A 15,186-nucleotide genomic window follows, 5' to 3' on the forward strand; every position below is an offset into this window, starting at 1 on the left:
GCTTGCTCCTACAAGGTTATTTGAGAACCCTGTAGGAGCGGGCGGTGTTCGATCAATAAAACATCAACCGCGTTTCTTCCAGATCGGCGCACATCGCCTTGTCGTCCGGATCGATCCCCAGCTTGACGAAGGCCGGTACGCTGAAGGGGTCGATTCGCGAGATCGGATGCTCGGTGTCTTTGAAGCAGTACAGGCTGGCCACCTGAACCAGGTCGACATAATCGATCTGCGCGGACTGTCGCTTGAAGTCCAGGTAAAGCTGCGGCACCTGCACCAGTGGTTCCGGAAACTCCCAAACGCGCAGCAGCTTGTCGCCGAGCAATGGGTGTATGCGGTCAATCACATGATTGAGGCTGACCGGATCGGACAACAGTTCATAGTGATCCTCGGCGTAGGTCAGGATCGGCAATATACCGATCTGGTGCACCAGCCCGCCAAGGGCCGCCTTATCGGGCTTGAGCTGGGTGTAGTGGCGGCACAGCGCGTAGCTGACGCCGGCGATTTCCAGGCTTTTGCGCCAGACATCGCGCATTTTCTGTTCCACTACCTCGGAGCGGGCATGGAAAATCTGTTCCATGACCAGGCCGATGGCCAGGTTGCTGCTGTAGTTGATGCCCAGGCGCGTAATCGCCGTGTGCAAATCGGTGACTTCCTGCGCCGCGCGCAGCAGTGGGCTATTGACCACCTTGATCAGGCGTGCCGACAGCGCGGCATCGCGGCCAATCACTTTGCTCAGGCTACTGATACTGATTTCCGGATCTTCGGCGGCCTTTCGAATCTGCAAAGCCACTTCCGGTAACGTTGGCAGAACCAGGTCATCGTTATCGATGGCCTCAACCAAATCCTGTTGGACCTTTTCCGCCAGCTCACTCATTACGCTTCTCTAGGTGTTGCAAAAAAGTACTGCGCTTAACGCTGGATTTCGCGATCGCGGTCCAGTTCGTACGGCAGGTCGAGCAAGTGCAGGGCCGGGCCGTCGAGGGCGCCCAGATGAATGTCGCCGCCTTCGGCTGCTTCCGCTTGCAACACGGCCAGCAGTTCGATGTGACCGGCAGCATTGGCGGCCAGCACCACTTCACCGATCGAGCTGCCGTGACTGGGGGCAAACAGTTGGGTGCCGGGCTCCGGTAGTTCGTCGGCAACCAGTTGCAGGCGATACAGGCGGCGCTTGAGTTTGCCCAGGTATTGCATGCGCGCGACGATTTCCTGGCCGGTATAGCAGCCTTTCTTGAAACTCACGCCGCCGACGGCTTGCAGATTGAGCATCTGCGGAATGAACAGCTCACGGGTGCTTGGCATCACTTGGCCGATCCCGGCCCGAACCTGGCCCAGAAGCCATTGATTGAGCTCCCCTTCGCTAAGTTGGGCGGACAGTTTGCCCTTGATGTCATCGGCTTGATCGGCCGCCACCCACAGCTCGGCGCGTTCGGGCGAGACGCGAATGGCGATCAAGCGGTCATTACGCACGACGCTGTCGGTGTCTTCCGGCAGTTCAAGGCCGAGGCTTTTCAAGGCCTCATCGCCTAGCTCGACGCCGAAGCGAACCCAGGCAGCGCTTTCATCGGTCAACTTGGACTTGGAAAACACCGCGTATTTTTTCAGGTCCGCCAATTGCGGTTCGAGTAATCCGCTGGCCATCGCCAGGAGTACGCCGTCCCCTTCAAGCAGGATGCGGAAGCTCGACTGCATCCGGCCTTTCTGCGTGCAACGCGCGCCAAGGCTGGCTCGGGTGTCGCTCAGGTAATTGAGGTTGCAGGTCAGTTGGCCTTGCAGGAACTTGCCGGCGTCCGCGCCGCGGACCGCCAGGACACCTTCATGAGACAGCGTGCAGAAAAAAGCAGAATCGGCCATGGGTCATCGCAGGGTAAAGAGTCTGGCGGACATGATAAGGGGCTGCCCTTGAAATGGGTAGTTCACAAAGGATCGTCCGTGCCCGACCAAAGCCGACTGTTCGATGAGGCGCGGCGCTGTATACTTGCGGCCTATTTGAGGAGCGCTCCATGGTCGAAGATGTTGAACTGAATCGCCTCTACTGGCACAGCCGCCGCGGCATGCTTGAGCTTGACGTGCTGCTGGTGCCATTTGTGAAAGAGGTTTATCCGCACCTCAACGATGTTGATCGCGCCTGCTACGTCAGGCTGCTCGAATGCGAAGATCAGGACATGTTTGGCTGGTTCATGGAACGCGCCGAATCGGAAGATCCGGAGCTTCAGCGCATGGTTCGCATGATCCTGGACCGTGTCCAGCCCAAGTAACGGGTTCGAATGCCGCTGGCACGCCTCGCGGCAGTTGCTGGCGGCGTATCTTGTGGCCCAGCTGTTCGCGTTGGGTTCGCTGTTTCTTCTCGCCATGCCACTCTGGGCCACTCTGCCCGGCGTTTTTTGCTGCCTGCTGCATGGTTTTTGGGTATTGCCGCGTCAGATCCTGTTGACGCGCCCGCAAGCATTTTGCGGTTTGCGGCGCGATGGCGATGGATGGCAGTTATGGAATCAGGCGCGGGGATGGCAGTCGGTGCAATTGCGCCCGGACAGCCTGGCATTGCCATTGGCGGTGGTGCTGCGTTTTCGCCTGCGGGGTGAGCGGCGCACCAGGACTGTTTGCGTGCCCCGGGATTCGCAGGCGGCGGATGTGCACCGACGCCTGCGGGTGCGGCTCAAGTTCACTCGGCGTAGGTGGACGGCACCAGGATAGTGTCCAGGGCAACCGGCAGCATCTTCGGATAATCGAGGGTGTAATGCAGGCCGCGACTCTCCTTGCGCTCCATCGCTGAGCGAATCATCAACTCGGCCACCTGGGCCAGGTTGCGCAACTCGATCAAGTCCCGGCTGACCTTGTAGTTGCTGTAGAACTCATCGATTTCGTCAAGCAGCAAGCGCACGCGGTGCTGGGCCCGTTGCAGGCGCTTGTTGGTGCGCACGATGCCGACGTAGTCCCACATGAATCGCCGCAACTCATCCCAGTTGTGCGCAATGATCACGTCTTCATCGGAATCGGTCACCTGGCTCGCGTCCCAGACCGGCAGGGCAGCGGGAGCCGACACCTGCGGCAACTGTTCCAGGATGTCAGTCGCTGCCGAGCGGGCGTAGACGAAGCACTCCAGCAAGGAGTTGCTGGCCATGCGGTTGGCACCGTGCAGGCCGGTGAAGCTGGTTTCGCCAATCGCGTACAGCCCTGGCACATCGGTGCGGCCGTGTTGATCGACCATGACGCCACCACAGGTATAGTGCGCCGCCGGAACCACCGGAATCGGCTGTTTGGTGATGTCGATGGAAAATTCGAGGCAGCGTTCGTACATCGTCGGGAAGTGCGACTTGATGAACGCTTCGGACTTGTGGCTGATGTCCAGGTACACGCAGTCGATACCCAGTCGCTTCATCTCATGGTCGATGGCCCGGGCGACGATGTCCCGCGGCGCCAGTTCGGCTCGGGGGTCGAAGCGCTGCATGAAGCGTTCGCCATTGGGCAGCTTCAGGTGTGCACCTTCTCCGCGCAAGGCTTCGGTGATCAGGAAACTCTTGGCTTGCGGGTGATACAGGCAGGTAGGGTGGAACTGGTTGAATTCCAGGTTCGCCACCCGGCAGCCCGAACGCCAGGCCATGGCGATGCCATCACCGCAGGCACCATCGGGGTTGCTGGTATAAAGGTAGACCTTGGCTGCGCCGCCGGTGGCAAGGATCACGAAGCGGGCGCCGTAGGTGTCGACTTCCCCCGTGCCGCGATTGAGCACGTAGGCTCCCAGGCAACGATCACCTTCCAGGCCCAGGCGCTTTTCGGTAATCAGGTCGACCGCGACTCGTTGCTCCAGCAACTCGATGTTGGGCCGTTGTTGGGCTTGGGTGAGCAGCGTTCGAAAAATCGCTGCGCCGGTGGCGTCGGCTGCATGGATGATGCGGCGATGGCTATGACCGCCTTCACGGGTCAGGTGGAACTCGAATCCACCGTCTTCAGTGCCGGACTGTTCGTCGCGGGTGAACGGTACGCCCTGGTCGATCAGCCATTGAATGGCCTCTCTGCTGTGCTCGACGGTGAAGCGCACGGCGTCTTCATGACACAACCCGCCGCCGGCGTTAAGGGTGTCATCGACGTGGGATTCGACGGTGTCGGTGTCATCCAGGACGGCGGCGACCCCTCCCTGGGCCCAGAACGTCGAGCCATTGGCGAGGTCGCCTTTGCTCAATACGGCGATGCGCAAATGACCCGGCAAGGTCAGCGCAAGGCTCAAGCCGGCAGCACCGCTGCCAATTACCAGGACATCGTGTTGAAACTGTTGGCTCATTTCAGGATTCCGCTCAAAGCGACCCGGGTCGGGGTAGGCGCCAGACATCTAGACAGGCATGCCCGGCAGCCGCACAGCCCACTAGTATATAGAGGGGGGGCGCGGCACAATAGCCGAGCCGATATGGCATTGTGAAACTACTGTGACGGTAAACTGGTGACGCTTCGTCGGATGTTTTTTCCACCGGTTCGGCTACAAGCGAACTGTATCGTGGATTTAACACTCTTTTTCGCTCCAGGGTTGCACAATGTCGGTTCTGCCAAGCTATAAATATTTGAACTTTTGCCAAAGGCCCAAGATCAATAGTCGGTTGCCTGAATCAAGGGACAGTGTCGGTTTCATCGCTGGATCGCGGTTGGGTCCTTGCCGGTCAAGCCGATGACAAGATTATTCGCGCAGCCGGGGAATCTCGCGCTGCGCTTTTCGTGCGTGCCGAATCAGAGCCCGCAGGAAACTTGCCTGGAGGGGGAGAACTTTTGCGAAAAGCCCGAGTCTATGTTTGCAAGCCCGGTCGTTTAGTAATGCAAGCCTCCTCCGAGCTTATCGAGGAGTGTTCATGCTAACCCAGGAAGAGGATCAGCAGCTGGTCGAACGCGTTCAACGCGGCGACAAGCGCGCATTCGATCTGCTAGTGCTGAAATACCAGCACAAAATTCTCGGGTTGATCGTGCGTTTCGTGCACGACACCCATGAAGCCCAGGATGTAGCGCAGGAAGCCTTTATCAAGGCCTATCGCGCACTTGGTAATTTTCGCGGAGACAGCGCGTTTTATACGTGGCTTTACCGCATCGCCATCAACACGGCGAAGAACTATCTGGTTTCACGCGGCCGTCGGCCGCCGGATAGCGATGTCAGTTCCGAGGATGCAGAGTTCTACGATGGCGATCATGGCCTGAAGGATCTCGAGTCGCCAGAACGGGCTTTGCTGCGGGATGAGATCGAAGGCACTGTCCATCGAACCATTCAGCAACTGCCAGAAGATTTGCGTACGGCGTTAACTTTACGCGAATTCGATGGTCTGAGTTACGAGGACATTGCGAGTGTCATGCAGTGTCCGGTGGGTACCGTGCGCTCCCGGATTTTCCGCGCCCGGGAGGCCATCGATAAAGCCCTGCAGCCGTTGTTGCAGGAAAACTAAAGACAGCGGCGACAGCCAAGAGAGGAACGCCATGAGTCGTGAAGCCCTGCAGGAATCGCTGTCCGCAGTGATGGATAACGAAGCGGACGAATTGGAATTGCGTCGGGTATTGAATGCCTGCGACGATGTTGAAACCCGTGAAACCTGGGCTCGTTATCAGATCGCTCGGGCGGTGATGCACAAGGATCTCCTGCTGCCACGCCTGGATATTGCCGCGGCTGTTTCTGCTGCATTGGCTGATGAAGCCGTACCGGCAAAAGCCACTCGTGGTCCATGGCGCAGCCTGGGTCGCCTGGCCGTTGCCGCTTCGGTGACACTGGCGGTACTGGCAGGTGTTCGTCTGTACAATCAGGACGAGATCGCTGGCGTTGAACTGGCGCAGCAATCCACTCAACCTGGCCTGGCTGTTCCACAAGTCAAGGGCCCGGCTGTTCTGGCAGGCTACAATGAGAATTCGGAAGCCACTGGCCCCATGGCCAATGGCGTATTGCAAGGTCAACCAGGCTTGAACGATCAGCGTCTGCCAGGCTACTTGCGCCAACATGCTCAACAGGCTGCACTGAAAGGTACTGAGAGCGCTCTGCCTTACGCTCGTGCAGCAAGCCTGGAAAACCGATAAGGAGGATCATGCGCGCCATACCTCTACTTACGCTATTGCTCAGTGGCTGGTTCGTTGTTCCAGCCCACGCCGATCAGGCTCAAGACTGGTTGACCCGTCTGGGCCAAGCCGAGCAGCAGCAAAGCTTTCAAGGTACTTTCGTCTACGAGCGTAACGGTAGTTTCTCTACCCACAATATCTGGCACCGTGTCCAGGATGGCCAGGTCCGCGAGCGTTTGGTCCAGCTCGACGGGTCCGCCCAGGAAGTCGTGCGCGTTGATGGAAAGACTCAATGCGTCAGCGGCAACCTGATGGCAGGGCTGGGAGATACTTCCAGCTCCGCTGCTCGTGCACTCGATCCACAGAAGCTCAAGAATTGGTATGACCTTGCTGTCATCGGCAAGTCGCGCGTGGCCGGTCGCCCGGCAGTGATTGTTTCGCTGACGCCGCGTGACCAGCACCGCTACGGTTTTGAACTGCATCTTGATCAACAAACCGGCCTGCCTCTCAAGTCATTGTTGCTCGATGACAAGGGACGGCTGCTGGAGCGCTTCCAGTTTACTCGACTCGATCCCGTCGCGGTCCCGACCGACAGTGACCTGCAGCCAGGCGCGGATTGCAAGGCGGTGAAGCTCGTTAGCGACAAGGCTTCGGCGGTCAAGGATGCACGGGTCTGGCATTCGGACTGGTTGCCGCCTGGTTTTGAGCTGACCAGCAGTACGGTCCGCAAGGATCCCGAGACCAAGGCTCAGGTCAGCAGCTTGATGTATGACGATGGTCTGGCGCGGTTTTCAGTGTTCCTTGAGCCTTTGAGTGGGTCCGGGGCTGCCGATACACGCACTCAACTGGGGCCAACCGTTGCCGTTTCCCGGCGTTTGAGTACGCCTCAAGGCGAGATGGTTGTGACAGTGGTGGGCGAGATCCCCATAGGCACTGCAGAACGGATTGCGTTATCCATGCGCACCGACGCTACTGCAACCCAGCAGTGACGTGAAATCGAAATGTTTCGTGAGCATTTCAATTTGCAAATCCCTCCAATATTTTTTATAGGTCAGAGCCCCTCGGCTCTGGCCTTGTTTGTTGTTCCCGGAACAAAAATACCGGCGTATCTTTCTCGGTGTTCCTTGCTCCATATCGCTTAACCATGCTCGTCGTAACGGGAGCCGTATGTCGATACCACGCTTGAAGTCTTACCTCTCCATTTTTGCCACCGTGCTGGTGCTCGGTCAGGCGGTCGCCGTTCAAGCGGTCGAATTGCCTGACTTCACGCAACTGGTCGAACAGGCTTCGCCTGCGGTGGTGAATATCAGTACCACGCAAAAGCTGCCTGACCGCAAAGTGAACCAGCAGATGCCTGACCTCGAAGGCTTGCCGCCGATGCTGCGCGAGTTTTTCGAGCGTGGCATGCCGCCGCAGCCTCGGTACCCCCGTGGCGATCGTCAGCGCGAAGCGCAATCGTTGGGTTCAGGTTTCATCATTTCGCCTGACGGCTACATCTTGACCAATAACCATGTGATCGCCGATGCCGACGAAATCCTCGTGCGTCTGTCCGACCGCAGTGAAATGAAGGCCAAGCTCATCGGCACCGATCCTCGATCCGATGTGGCGTTGCTAAAAGTCGAAGGCAAGGATCTTCCGGTCCTGAAGCTGGGCAAATCCCAGGATCTGAAAGCCGGGCAATGGGTTGTAGCCATCGGCTCGCCATTCGGTTTCGACCACACCGTGACCCAGGGCATCGTCAGTGCCGTCGGCCGCAGTCTGCCGAATGAAAACTATGTGCCGTTCATCCAGACCGACGTGGCGATCAACCCGGGTAACTCGGGTGGGCCGTTGTTCAACCTCAACGGTGAGGTGGTCGGCATCAACTCTCAGATCTATACCCGTTCCGGCGGCTTCATGGGCGTATCGTTCGCGATCCCTATCGACGTGGCGATGGACGTTTCCAACCAGCTCAAAAGCGGTGGCAAGGTCAGTCGTGGATGGTTGGGTGTGGTGATCCAGGAAGTGAGCAAGGACCTGGCCGAATCGTTTGGCCTGGACAAGCCGGCCGGTGCGCTCGTTGCGCAGATCCAGGATGACGGCCCGGCTGCCAAGGGTGGACTGCAAGTCGGCGATGTGATCCTGAGCATGAATGGCCAGCCGATCATCATGTCCGCCGATCTGCCACACCTGGTGGGCGCCTTGAAGGCGGGCTCCAAGGCTAATCTGGAAGTGATCCGCGAAGGCAAGCGCAAGAATGTCGAGCTGACGGTTGGCGCTATCCCGGAAGAAGGTAAGGAGCTGGACGACCTGCCGCTGTCGAGCATCGAGCGCAGCAGCAACCGCCTGGGCGTCTCCGTGGCGGAGCTGACGGACGAACAGAAGAAAACCTACGACCTCAAGGGCGGTGTGGTGATCAAGGAAGTCCAGGACGGCCCGGCGTCGATGATCGGCCTGCAGCCCGGCGATATCATCACTCACCTGAACAATCAGGCGATCGGTTCGGCCAAGGAGTTCACGGACATCGCCAAGGCGTTGCCGAAGAACCGCTCGGTGTCAATGCGCGTACTGCGCCAGAACCGTGCGAGCTTCATCACCTTCAAGCTGGCTGAATAAACAGCTGGTTCGCTAAATGAAAAACCGCCTCGAAAGAGGCGGTTTTTTTTGGGGGGGGCTTTCACCTGTCTCACGCCATTCCCTGTAGGAGCTGCCGCAGGCTGCGATCTCTTGATCTTGCTTTATTAAAATCAAAAGATCGCAGCCTGCGGCAGCTCCTACAGGTTGTGTGTTATCCGGGTTTTGTTGAAGCGTCAGCCCATCATGTCCTTGATCATGCGTTCCTGCTCCATCAGCTCTCGCTGGCGGGCATCGATTCGCGAGGCCAGCGGGAAATTGTTGCCGGCCTTGCGCTTGGCAAAATCGAGTTGCTGGATGGCCTGGCGATAGTCGCCCACCAGCGCGAAATACTCGGCACGCGCCTGGTGCAGGCCGATGATGTTGCCTGACAGTCCGCGGGTTTCGGCAACCTGATACCACACGTCTGGATCGTCCGGGCGCGACTTGAGCAGGCCTTCGAGTGCTTTCTCGGCATCGGCGGCGCGGTTCTGTTTCAGCAGCAGGTCAACGCGTACCTGGTTCAGTGGATAATTGCCGGGGTATTGCGTCAGCATCCGGTCAACCCTGGACTGTGCATCCGGCAGGCGATTGTTGGTAATGTCCAAATCGACCTGGGCGAGGTTGTAGATAATCTCGTTCGGCGCCTTGGCCAGCAGCGGCTTGAGGTTTTCCCGTGCTTCGTTCAGTTGACCGCCTTTGATCTGCGCAATCGCAAGACCGTAGCGCGCCGCATCGTTTTTCGGATTTTCCTCCAGCAGGGCGCGGAAACGCTTGGCGCCCAGGCCTGGGGTTTCTTCGTAGATCAACTGAACCCGCGTACGAATCAACTGATAACGCAGGGTGTCTTCGATGCCGCCCTGCGGGGCCTGCTCGGCACGGTTACGGGTGTCGGCGATTCGCGATTCGGTCACCGGGTGAGTCAGCAAAAATTCCGGTGGCTTGGCGTCGAAGCGGTATTGGCGCCCCAGGCGTTCGAACATGGTTGGCATGGAGCGGGGGTCGTAGCCGGCCTTTTCCAGGTTGAGGATGCCGATGCGGTCGGCTTCCTGTTCGTTCTGGCGAGAGAATCGCCGCTGTTCCTGGATGGCCGCCGCCTGCGTGCCTGCAATCGCCGCAATACCGGCATCGCCGGCGCCGGCCGCGGCAATCACGATGCCGGCCAGCAACGCGGCCATCATCGGTACCTGCATGCGCTGCTGGGCCTCGACACCGCGGGCAAAGTGGCGCTGCGACAAGTGAGCCAATTCGTGAGCCAGTACCGAGGCATATTCGCCTTCGGTCTGCGCATTGAGGAACAGGCCGCCGTTGACCCCGACGATCCCGCCTGGGGCCGCGAACGCGTTGAGCTGTGGGCTGTTGATCAGGATGAACTCCAGGCGCCGGTCATTGACCTGGCTGGTCTCCACCAGGCGGTAGACGCTGGATTCAACGTAATCCTTGAGCTGCGGGTCGTTGAGCTGTGCTACCTGGCTGCGCAACAGGGCAAGCCAGGCGCGGCCCAACTGATACTCCTGTTGCGGCGAGACGATGGCAGAACTGGCGTCACCGAGTGACGGCAGGTCGTCGGCGAAGCCCGGTGAGGCGAGCAGGCAAGCGAGCGTCAGCAGGGTGGGGCGCAAAAAAGTCATGCACAAGGCCTTAGTCGACAAAGAGCTTACTGTAGCCGGACACCAGCCTTGCGACCAGATATTCTAGGCAGCTCAACCACCTGAACCGGAGTGATGCAATGATCGACGCTGTAGCCCATGACGTTGAACTCGACGCCAGTGGCCTCAATTGCCCGCTGCCGTTGCTCAAGGCCAAGATGGAGCTCAACCGGATGGCCAGTGGCGCGGTGCTCAAGGTCATTGCCACCGATGCAGGCTCGCAGCGTGATTTCCGCACCTTTGCCCGATTGGCAGGTCATACGCTGCTTCGTGAAGAAGATGAAGCGGGCATTTACCGTTACTGGTTGAAAAAAGCCTGAAACCTGCTGCGTTCGATCTTAAGGATTATTGATGTTCAAAGTGTTGCGCGACTGGATTCAGCGCTATTTCTCAGACGAAGAAGCCGTGGTTCTGGCAGTCCTGTTGTTCCTGGCATTTACCGCCGTGCTGACCCTGGGCGGCATGCTGGCGCCAGTGCTGGCGGGGATGGTGCTGGCTTACCTGATGCAGGGCCTGGTGGTGAGCCTGGAACGAGTGCGCGTGCCGGGCGGGGTCGCGGTGGGGCTGGTCTTCGCCCTGTTCATGGGATTGCTGCTGGTGTTCCTCGTGGTCGTGGTGCCGTTGCTCTGGCATCAACTGATCACGTTGTTCAACGAATTGCCCGGCATGCTCGCCAAGTGGCAAACCCTGTTGCTGCTACTACCTGAGCGCTATCCGCATCTGGTGTCCGATGAGCAGGTGCTACGGGCCATTGAAGCGGCGCGGGGCGAGATCGGCAAGTTTGGCCAATGGGCGCTGACGTTTTCGCTGTCGAGCCTGCCGTTGCTGGTCAACATCATGATCTACCTGGTGCTGGTGCCGATCCTGGTGTTCTTCTTTCTCAAGGACCGGCAAATGATCGGCCAGTGGGTGCGCGGCTACCTGCCCCGTGAGCGCGCGCTGATCACCCGCGTCGGCCGCGAGATGAACCGGCAGATCGCCAACTACATTCGTGGCAAGGTCATCGAGATTTTCATTTGCGGCGGGGTGACCTACATCGCCTTTGTCGTCCTCGAACTCAACTACGCGGCCCTGCTGGCCTTGTTGGTGGGCATCTCGGTGGTCGTGCCCTACGTCGGGGCGGTGGTGGTGACCGTGCCGGTGTTCCTGATTGCGCTGTTCCAGTGGGGCTGGAGCGATCAGTTCATCTATTTGATGGCGGTCTACGGGATTATCCAGACGCTGGACGGCAACGTGCTGGTGCCACTGTTGTTCTCGGAAGCGGTAAACCTGCATCCAGTGGCGATCATCTGCGCGGTGTTGTTGTTTGGCGGGCTGTGGGGGTTCTGGGGCGTGTTCTTCGCGATTCCCCTGGCGACGCTGTTCAAGGCCGTATTGGATGCGTGGCCGCGCAAGGAGCCGATCGTGGCGCCGCTGCTTTAACGATCATCCCCGATCATTTCGGCTGATGGGCTCTTCCCGAGCAGGCTCGGTCCCACAGTTGATCCGCTTAACTGTGGGAGCGAGCCTGCTCGCGAAAGCGTCAAGACAGGCATCGAAGAAATCAGGCCTTGTTCAATGCCTGCGCCGCCGCGAGAACCGCATCCACATGCCCCGGTACCTTCACGCCACGCCATTCCTGGCGCAACACACCATCTTTGTCGATCAGGAACGTGCTGCGATCCACGCCCATGTATTCCTTGCCATAAAGCTTTTTCAGCTTGATCACATCAAACAGCTGGCACAGCGCTTCTTCCTTGTCGCTGATCAGTTCGAAAGTGAATGCCTGCTTGGCCTTGAAGTTCTCGTGGGACTTGAGGCTATCGCGGGACACGCCGAACACCTCGGTGTTGGCGGCCTTGAAGGCGTCCAGTTGGTCGCGAAAGCCCTGGCCTTGGGTGGTGCAGCCCGGCGTGCTGTCCTTGGGGTAGAAGTAGATCACTACCTGCTTGCCCTTTAGATCTGCGAGACGCACGGTTTGCCCGCTGGTGGCGGGTGCTTCGAAATCGGCAACCGGTTGGTCGAGTGCAACGGCCATGATGTTTCCTTACATTGGGTTCTGTGGGCGCCACGGTTCGATCAGGGCATCGAGGTTCAGCGCGTCGGCAAAGTCCAGGAACTGGTCGCGCAACCAGCTGATTTGCACGCCGGCCGGCAAGGTCACGGTAAACGTGGCATTGAGCATGGTGCCGCCGGTCTGGGGTGCCTGGTAGGTGTCACAGGTCAGGTTTTCCAGTTCGACGTTGTGGTCCATGAAGAACTGGCACAGCTCGTTGATGATGTCCGAGCGGTAGGCAGAGCTGACATACGCCACGTAGGGCAGGGCCTGGGGACGGTTCTCCAGGGCAGCGCTGCGCACCACGTTGACGGTAAAGGCGTGCCGTTTTGCCAAGGTCGGCAGGCTGCCCTCCAGGCGAGCCAGGGCGTCCCAGGTGCCGGAGATTTCGAGGACCAGCGCACTGCACTCGCCATGACGCGTCAGGCGGGAGGTGACCACGGCGCAGCGATTTTCATGGCTGGCGCGGCACAGGACGTTAGTCAGCTCCATGGGGTTGGCGCCGAGGGCACTGATGACAAGGAATTGTTCGCGAACTGTGGGGGTGGACATGCAGCATTCCTAAAGCGATGAGCGGTCGGTACTTCTATCGGCTGGTTTTGCCGGGAGCGAGCCTGCGCATGCGAATCATCAAAGCCCCGGGCACAAGGTCACAACGTGGCTCCAGAGTGGCGGGAGCGGGGGTGGCAACGCTGGATCGGGGGCTTGAGATGTCGAAAATGGAGGCGCGAACCCGAAATACGAGCTTAGCAGTATCGATCAAAGTCTGAAGGGTAGCGAAAAGCAGCGCCAAGGGGAATGGCGGCAGCGCAGTACTTCGCTTGTGCAAGCATCTTGGCGCCAGTACCATTACGGCTCTCTTTTTCCGGCAGGAGCGGTTGCATGATTGCGGGCAGTATGGTGGCACTGGTCACACCCATGGATGCACAAGGTCGTCTCGACTGGGACAGCTTGAGCAAACTGGTGGACTTTCACCTGCAAAACGGCACCCACGCCATCGTGGCGGTCGGCACCACAGGTGAATCGGCCACCCTTGATGTGAGCGAACACATCGAAGTGATCCGTCGCGTAGTCAAGCAGGTCAACGGTCGCATTCCGGTCATCGCCGGCACCGGCGCCAACTCGACCCGCGAGGCGATCGAGTTGACCACCAATGCAAAGACCGCGGGCGCCGATGCCTGCCTGCTGGTCACGCCTTACTACAACAAGCCGACCCAGGAAGGCCTGTACCAGCACTTCAAGGCGATCGCCGAAGCCGTCGACATCCCGCAGATCCTCTATAACGTGCCAGGCCGCACCGCCTGCGACATGCTGGCCGAGACCGTGATTCGCCTGTCGAGCGTCAAGAACATCATCGGTATCAAGGAAGCCACCGGCGACCTGCAGCGCGCCAAGGCCATCATCGATGGCGTCGACAGCAACTTCCTGGTGCTCTCCGGTGACGATGCCACCGCGGTCGAGCTGATCCTGCTGGGCGGCAAGGGCAACATTTCGGTGACGGCCAACGTCGCCCCGCGTGACATGGCCGACATGTGCATCGCCGCGCTGAACGGCGAAGCCGAGAAGGCGCGCGCCATTCACCAAAAGCTGATGCCACTCAATAAAACCCTGTTTATCGAGTCCAATCCAATTCCCGTGAAATGGGCGCTGCATGAGATGGGCCTGATGCCGGACGGAATCCGTCTGCCGCTCACCTGGCTCAGCGCTGAATGTCACGAACCGCTGCGGCAGGCCATGCGCCAGTCCGGCGTCCTGGTTTAATTGAGGAAGTACAACGCATGAAGCGAATGGCCGGACTTTCCGCACTTGCCCTGATCATTTCCAGCACCAGTGGCTGTGGATGGGTCTGGGGCCCGGAAGGTTATTTCCGTGACCGTGGTAGCGATTACCTGGAAGCGCAACAGACTGCACCCATGCAATTGCCGCCGGATGTCACCACCGCCAAGCGTCTGGATCCGCTGCTGCCGATTCCGCGCAACGTCGCCGATGACACCGCCAAGGGCGAATACATCGTGCCTCGTCCGCAGCCGTTGTCGGCCGCGGCCGACGCCAGTGCCTACTCCCTGCAAAAGAGCGGCGATTCGCGCTCGATCCTGGCGCAGAACCCGCCGGCGGAAGCCTGGCCCGTGGCCGTACAGTTCTTCCAGGACAACGGTTTCCGCCTGGACGAACAGCGCCCGCAAACCGGTGAATTCACCACGACCTGGCAGCGTTCCGACGAACTGTCGGCTGCCATGGCCAAGCGCCTGAGCGCGGCCGGTGTCGGCACCGACAGCGAAACCCGCGTGCGGGTGCGCATCGAGCCGGGCGTACAGCGCAATACCAGTGAAATCTACGTGGTCAGCGCCGAGCGTCCTGCCGGCAGCACTGCCGATGTCGCCTTCACCAACCGTTCGGTCAACACCGGCCTTGACGCGGCACTGGTCGACGACATGCTGGCAAGCATGAGCCGCATTTCCGAGAAGGGTGGTTCGGTCTCCATGCTGGCCTCTCGCGATTCCGACGCGCCAAGTCGCGTCAGCCTCAGCGAAGACGGCAGCGGCAACCCGGTGCTGAACGTCGGTACCGACCTGGATCGTGCCTGGTCGAGCGTCGGTCGTGCGCTGGAGCAGGGCGAGTGGCGCGTTGAAGACATCAACCGCAGCCTGGGCCTGTACTACATCAACCTCGCTGAAAAAGCCGAGAAGAAGGACGACAAGCCCGGGTTCTTCAGCGGCCTGTTCGGCAGTGCGCCGAGCAAGGAAGAAGTCGAGTCCCGTGCCGAGCGCTACCAGGTTCGCCTGAGCAAGGTGGGCGACAGCGTCCAGGTCACCGTCGAGAAAAACATCAATACCGTGGCGCCGGCTGACGTGGCGCGCAAAGTGTTGAGCGTCATTCAGGACAACCTGGGCTGATCAC

Annotated in this window: 16 protein-coding genes; 10 read left to right on the forward strand and 6 right to left on the reverse strand. The window is 59.5% G+C overall.

Features of this window, described 5'->3' with window-relative positions; genetic code table 11:
* Nucleotides 1-52: 52 nt before the first annotated feature.
* Together PSUM_RS13915 and ygfZ are read right to left on the reverse strand one after the other, a co-directional pair.
* On the reverse strand, nt 53-874 hold the full coding sequence (locus PSUM_RS13915; RefSeq protein WP_083348387.1) for an HDOD domain-containing protein: 822 nt from the start codon (nt 872-874) through the stop codon (nt 53-55).
* Nucleotides 875-909: 35 nt separating this feature from the next.
* Nucleotides 910-1,851 (reverse strand): CAF17-like 4Fe-4S cluster assembly/insertion protein YgfZ, encoded by a 942-nt coding sequence (gene ygfZ, locus PSUM_RS13920; RefSeq protein WP_020797794.1) that lies wholly within the window; start codon nt 1,849-1,851, stop codon nt 910-912.
* A 149-nt stretch (nt 1,852-2,000) separates the two neighbouring features.
* On the opposite strand from ygfZ, the gene PSUM_RS13925 reads away from it, so the two are divergent.
* Nucleotides 2,001-2,255 (forward strand): FAD assembly factor SdhE, encoded by a 255-nt coding sequence (locus PSUM_RS13925; protein ID WP_020797795.1) that lies wholly within the window; start codon nt 2,001-2,003, stop codon nt 2,253-2,255.
* Nucleotides 2,239-2,691: a protein YgfX gene (locus tag PSUM_RS13930; RefSeq protein ID WP_042955419.1), complete on the forward strand. Its 453-nt coding sequence runs from the start codon at nt 2,239-2,241 to the stop codon at nt 2,689-2,691. The genes PSUM_RS13925 and PSUM_RS13930 overlap by 17 nt, the downstream gene beginning before the upstream one ends.
* Here PSUM_RS13930 and nadB read toward each other — a convergent pair.
* Nucleotides 2,660-4,276 (reverse strand): L-aspartate oxidase, encoded by a 1,617-nt coding sequence (gene nadB, locus PSUM_RS13935; RefSeq protein WP_020797798.1) that lies wholly within the window; start codon nt 4,274-4,276, stop codon nt 2,660-2,662. The two genes, PSUM_RS13930 and nadB, sit on opposite strands and share 32 nt — an antisense overlap.
* Before the next feature lie 556 nt (nt 4,277-4,832).
* Between nadB and rpoE the strand changes: the two genes are divergently transcribed.
* The 4 genes from rpoE (at nt 4,833) to PSUM_RS13960 (ending at nt 8,607) form a co-directional block, all read left to right on the forward strand.
* Nucleotides 4,833-5,414 carry an RNA polymerase sigma factor RpoE/AlgU gene (gene rpoE, locus PSUM_RS13940; RefSeq protein WP_003172477.1) on the forward strand — a complete coding sequence of 194 codons (582 nt, stop codon included), beginning with the start codon at nt 4,833-4,835 and terminating at the stop codon, nt 5,412-5,414.
* 31 nt (nt 5,415-5,445) lie between these two features.
* The gene (locus PSUM_RS13945) at nt 5,446-6,033 is read left to right on the forward strand and encodes a sigma-E factor negative regulatory protein (RefSeq protein ID WP_033044142.1); all 588 of its coding nucleotides are present in this window, start codon (nt 5,446-5,448) and stop codon (nt 6,031-6,033) included.
* Nucleotides 6,034-6,041: 8 nt separating this feature from the next.
* Nucleotides 6,042-7,001 (forward strand): MucB/RseB C-terminal domain-containing protein, encoded by a 960-nt coding sequence (locus PSUM_RS13950; RefSeq protein ID WP_083348388.1) that lies wholly within the window; start codon nt 6,042-6,044, stop codon nt 6,999-7,001.
* A gap of 178 nt (nt 7,002-7,179) precedes the next feature.
* Complete coding sequence (locus PSUM_RS13960; protein WP_020797801.1) at nt 7,180-8,607, forward strand: DegQ family serine endoprotease; 1,428 nt, start codon at nt 7,180-7,182, stop codon at nt 8,605-8,607.
* Between the two features lie 194 nt (nt 8,608-8,801).
* Here the strand turns inward: PSUM_RS13960 and PSUM_RS13965 are convergent, their stop codons facing one another.
* The gene (locus tag PSUM_RS13965) at nt 8,802-10,235 is read right to left on the reverse strand and encodes a M48 family metalloprotease (RefSeq protein ID WP_020797802.1); all 1,434 of its coding nucleotides are present in this window, start codon (nt 10,233-10,235) and stop codon (nt 8,802-8,804) included.
* 98 nt (nt 10,236-10,333) lie between these two features.
* Between PSUM_RS13965 and PSUM_RS13970 the strand changes: the two genes are divergently transcribed.
* Together PSUM_RS13970 and PSUM_RS13975 are read left to right on the forward strand one after the other, a co-directional pair.
* Nucleotides 10,334-10,573: a sulfurtransferase TusA family protein gene (locus PSUM_RS13970; protein WP_020797803.1), complete on the forward strand. Its 240-nt coding sequence runs from the start codon at nt 10,334-10,336 to the stop codon at nt 10,571-10,573.
* A gap of 31 nt (nt 10,574-10,604) precedes the next feature.
* Nucleotides 10,605-11,675 (forward strand): AI-2E family transporter, encoded by a 1,071-nt coding sequence (locus tag PSUM_RS13975; protein WP_020797804.1) that lies wholly within the window; start codon nt 10,605-10,607, stop codon nt 11,673-11,675.
* A gap of 121 nt (nt 11,676-11,796) precedes the next feature.
* Here the strand turns inward: PSUM_RS13975 and PSUM_RS13980 are convergent, their stop codons facing one another.
* Nucleotides 11,797-12,270: a peroxiredoxin gene (locus PSUM_RS13980; RefSeq protein ID WP_008055978.1), complete on the reverse strand. Its 474-nt coding sequence runs from the start codon at nt 12,268-12,270 to the stop codon at nt 11,797-11,799.
* Between the two features lie 9 nt (nt 12,271-12,279).
* Nucleotides 12,280-12,840 carry a glycine cleavage system transcriptional repressor gene (locus PSUM_RS13985; protein WP_020797805.1) on the reverse strand — a complete coding sequence of 187 codons (561 nt, stop codon included), beginning with the start codon at nt 12,838-12,840 and terminating at the stop codon, nt 12,280-12,282.
* A gap of 330 nt (nt 12,841-13,170) precedes the next feature.
* On the opposite strand from PSUM_RS13985, the gene dapA reads away from it, so the two are divergent.
* Nucleotides 13,171-14,049 carry a 4-hydroxy-tetrahydrodipicolinate synthase gene (gene dapA, locus PSUM_RS13990; protein WP_020797806.1) on the forward strand — a complete coding sequence of 293 codons (879 nt, stop codon included), beginning with the start codon at nt 13,171-13,173 and terminating at the stop codon, nt 14,047-14,049.
* Nucleotides 14,050-14,066: 17 nt separating this feature from the next.
* The gene (gene bamC, locus PSUM_RS13995) at nt 14,067-15,182 is read left to right on the forward strand and encodes an NlpB/DapX family lipoprotein (protein WP_020797807.1); all 1,116 of its coding nucleotides are present in this window, start codon (nt 14,067-14,069) and stop codon (nt 15,180-15,182) included.
* Nucleotides 15,183-15,186: the final 4 nt, after the last annotated feature.

The organism is Pseudomonas umsongensis, from assembly GCF_002236105.1.
Taxonomy (GTDB): domain Bacteria; phylum Pseudomonadota; class Gammaproteobacteria; order Pseudomonadales; family Pseudomonadaceae; genus Aquipseudomonas; species Aquipseudomonas umsongensis.

Bases quoted from the DNA above. Each gene is read 5' to 3' on its own strand.
- PSUM_RS13980 (WP_008055978.1), bottom strand. From the start codon at position 12,270: ATGGCCGTTGCACTCGACCAACCGGTTGCCGATTTCGAAGCACCCGCC.
- PSUM_RS13925 (WP_020797795.1), top strand. From the start codon at position 2,001: ATGGTCGAAGATGTTGAACTGAATCGCCTCTACTGGCACAGCCGCCGC.
- PSUM_RS13950 (WP_083348388.1), top strand. From the start codon at position 6,042: ATGCGCGCCATACCTCTACTTACGCTATTGCTCAGTGGCTGGTTCGTT.
- PSUM_RS13975 (WP_020797804.1), top strand. From the start codon at position 10,605: ATGTTCAAAGTGTTGCGCGACTGGATTCAGCGCTATTTCTCAGACGAA.
- dapA (WP_020797806.1), top strand. From the start codon at position 13,171: ATGATTGCGGGCAGTATGGTGGCACTGGTCACACCCATGGATGCACAA.
- ygfZ (WP_020797794.1), bottom strand. From the start codon at position 1,851: ATGGCCGATTCTGCTTTTTTCTGCACGCTGTCTCATGAAGGTGTCCTG.
- PSUM_RS13960 (WP_020797801.1), top strand. From the start codon at position 7,180: ATGTCGATACCACGCTTGAAGTCTTACCTCTCCATTTTTGCCACCGTG.
- bamC (WP_020797807.1), top strand. From the start codon at position 14,067: ATGAAGCGAATGGCCGGACTTTCCGCACTTGCCCTGATCATTTCCAGC.
- nadB (WP_020797798.1), bottom strand. From the start codon at position 4,276: ATGAGCCAACAGTTTCAACACGATGTCCTGGTAATTGGCAGCGGTGCT.
- PSUM_RS13985 (WP_020797805.1), bottom strand. From the start codon at position 12,840: ATGTCCACCCCCACAGTTCGCGAACAATTCCTTGTCATCAGTGCCCTC.
- rpoE (WP_003172477.1), top strand. From the start codon at position 4,833: ATGCTAACCCAGGAAGAGGATCAGCAGCTGGTCGAACGCGTTCAACGC.
- PSUM_RS13945 (WP_033044142.1), top strand. From the start codon at position 5,446: ATGAGTCGTGAAGCCCTGCAGGAATCGCTGTCCGCAGTGATGGATAAC.
- PSUM_RS13965 (WP_020797802.1), bottom strand. From the start codon at position 10,235: ATGACTTTTTTGCGCCCCACCCTGCTGACGCTCGCTTGCCTGCTCGCC.
- PSUM_RS13915 (WP_083348387.1), bottom strand. From the start codon at position 874: ATGAGTGAGCTGGCGGAAAAGGTCCAACAGGATTTGGTTGAGGCCATC.
- PSUM_RS13970 (WP_020797803.1), top strand. From the start codon at position 10,334: ATGATCGACGCTGTAGCCCATGACGTTGAACTCGACGCCAGTGGCCTC.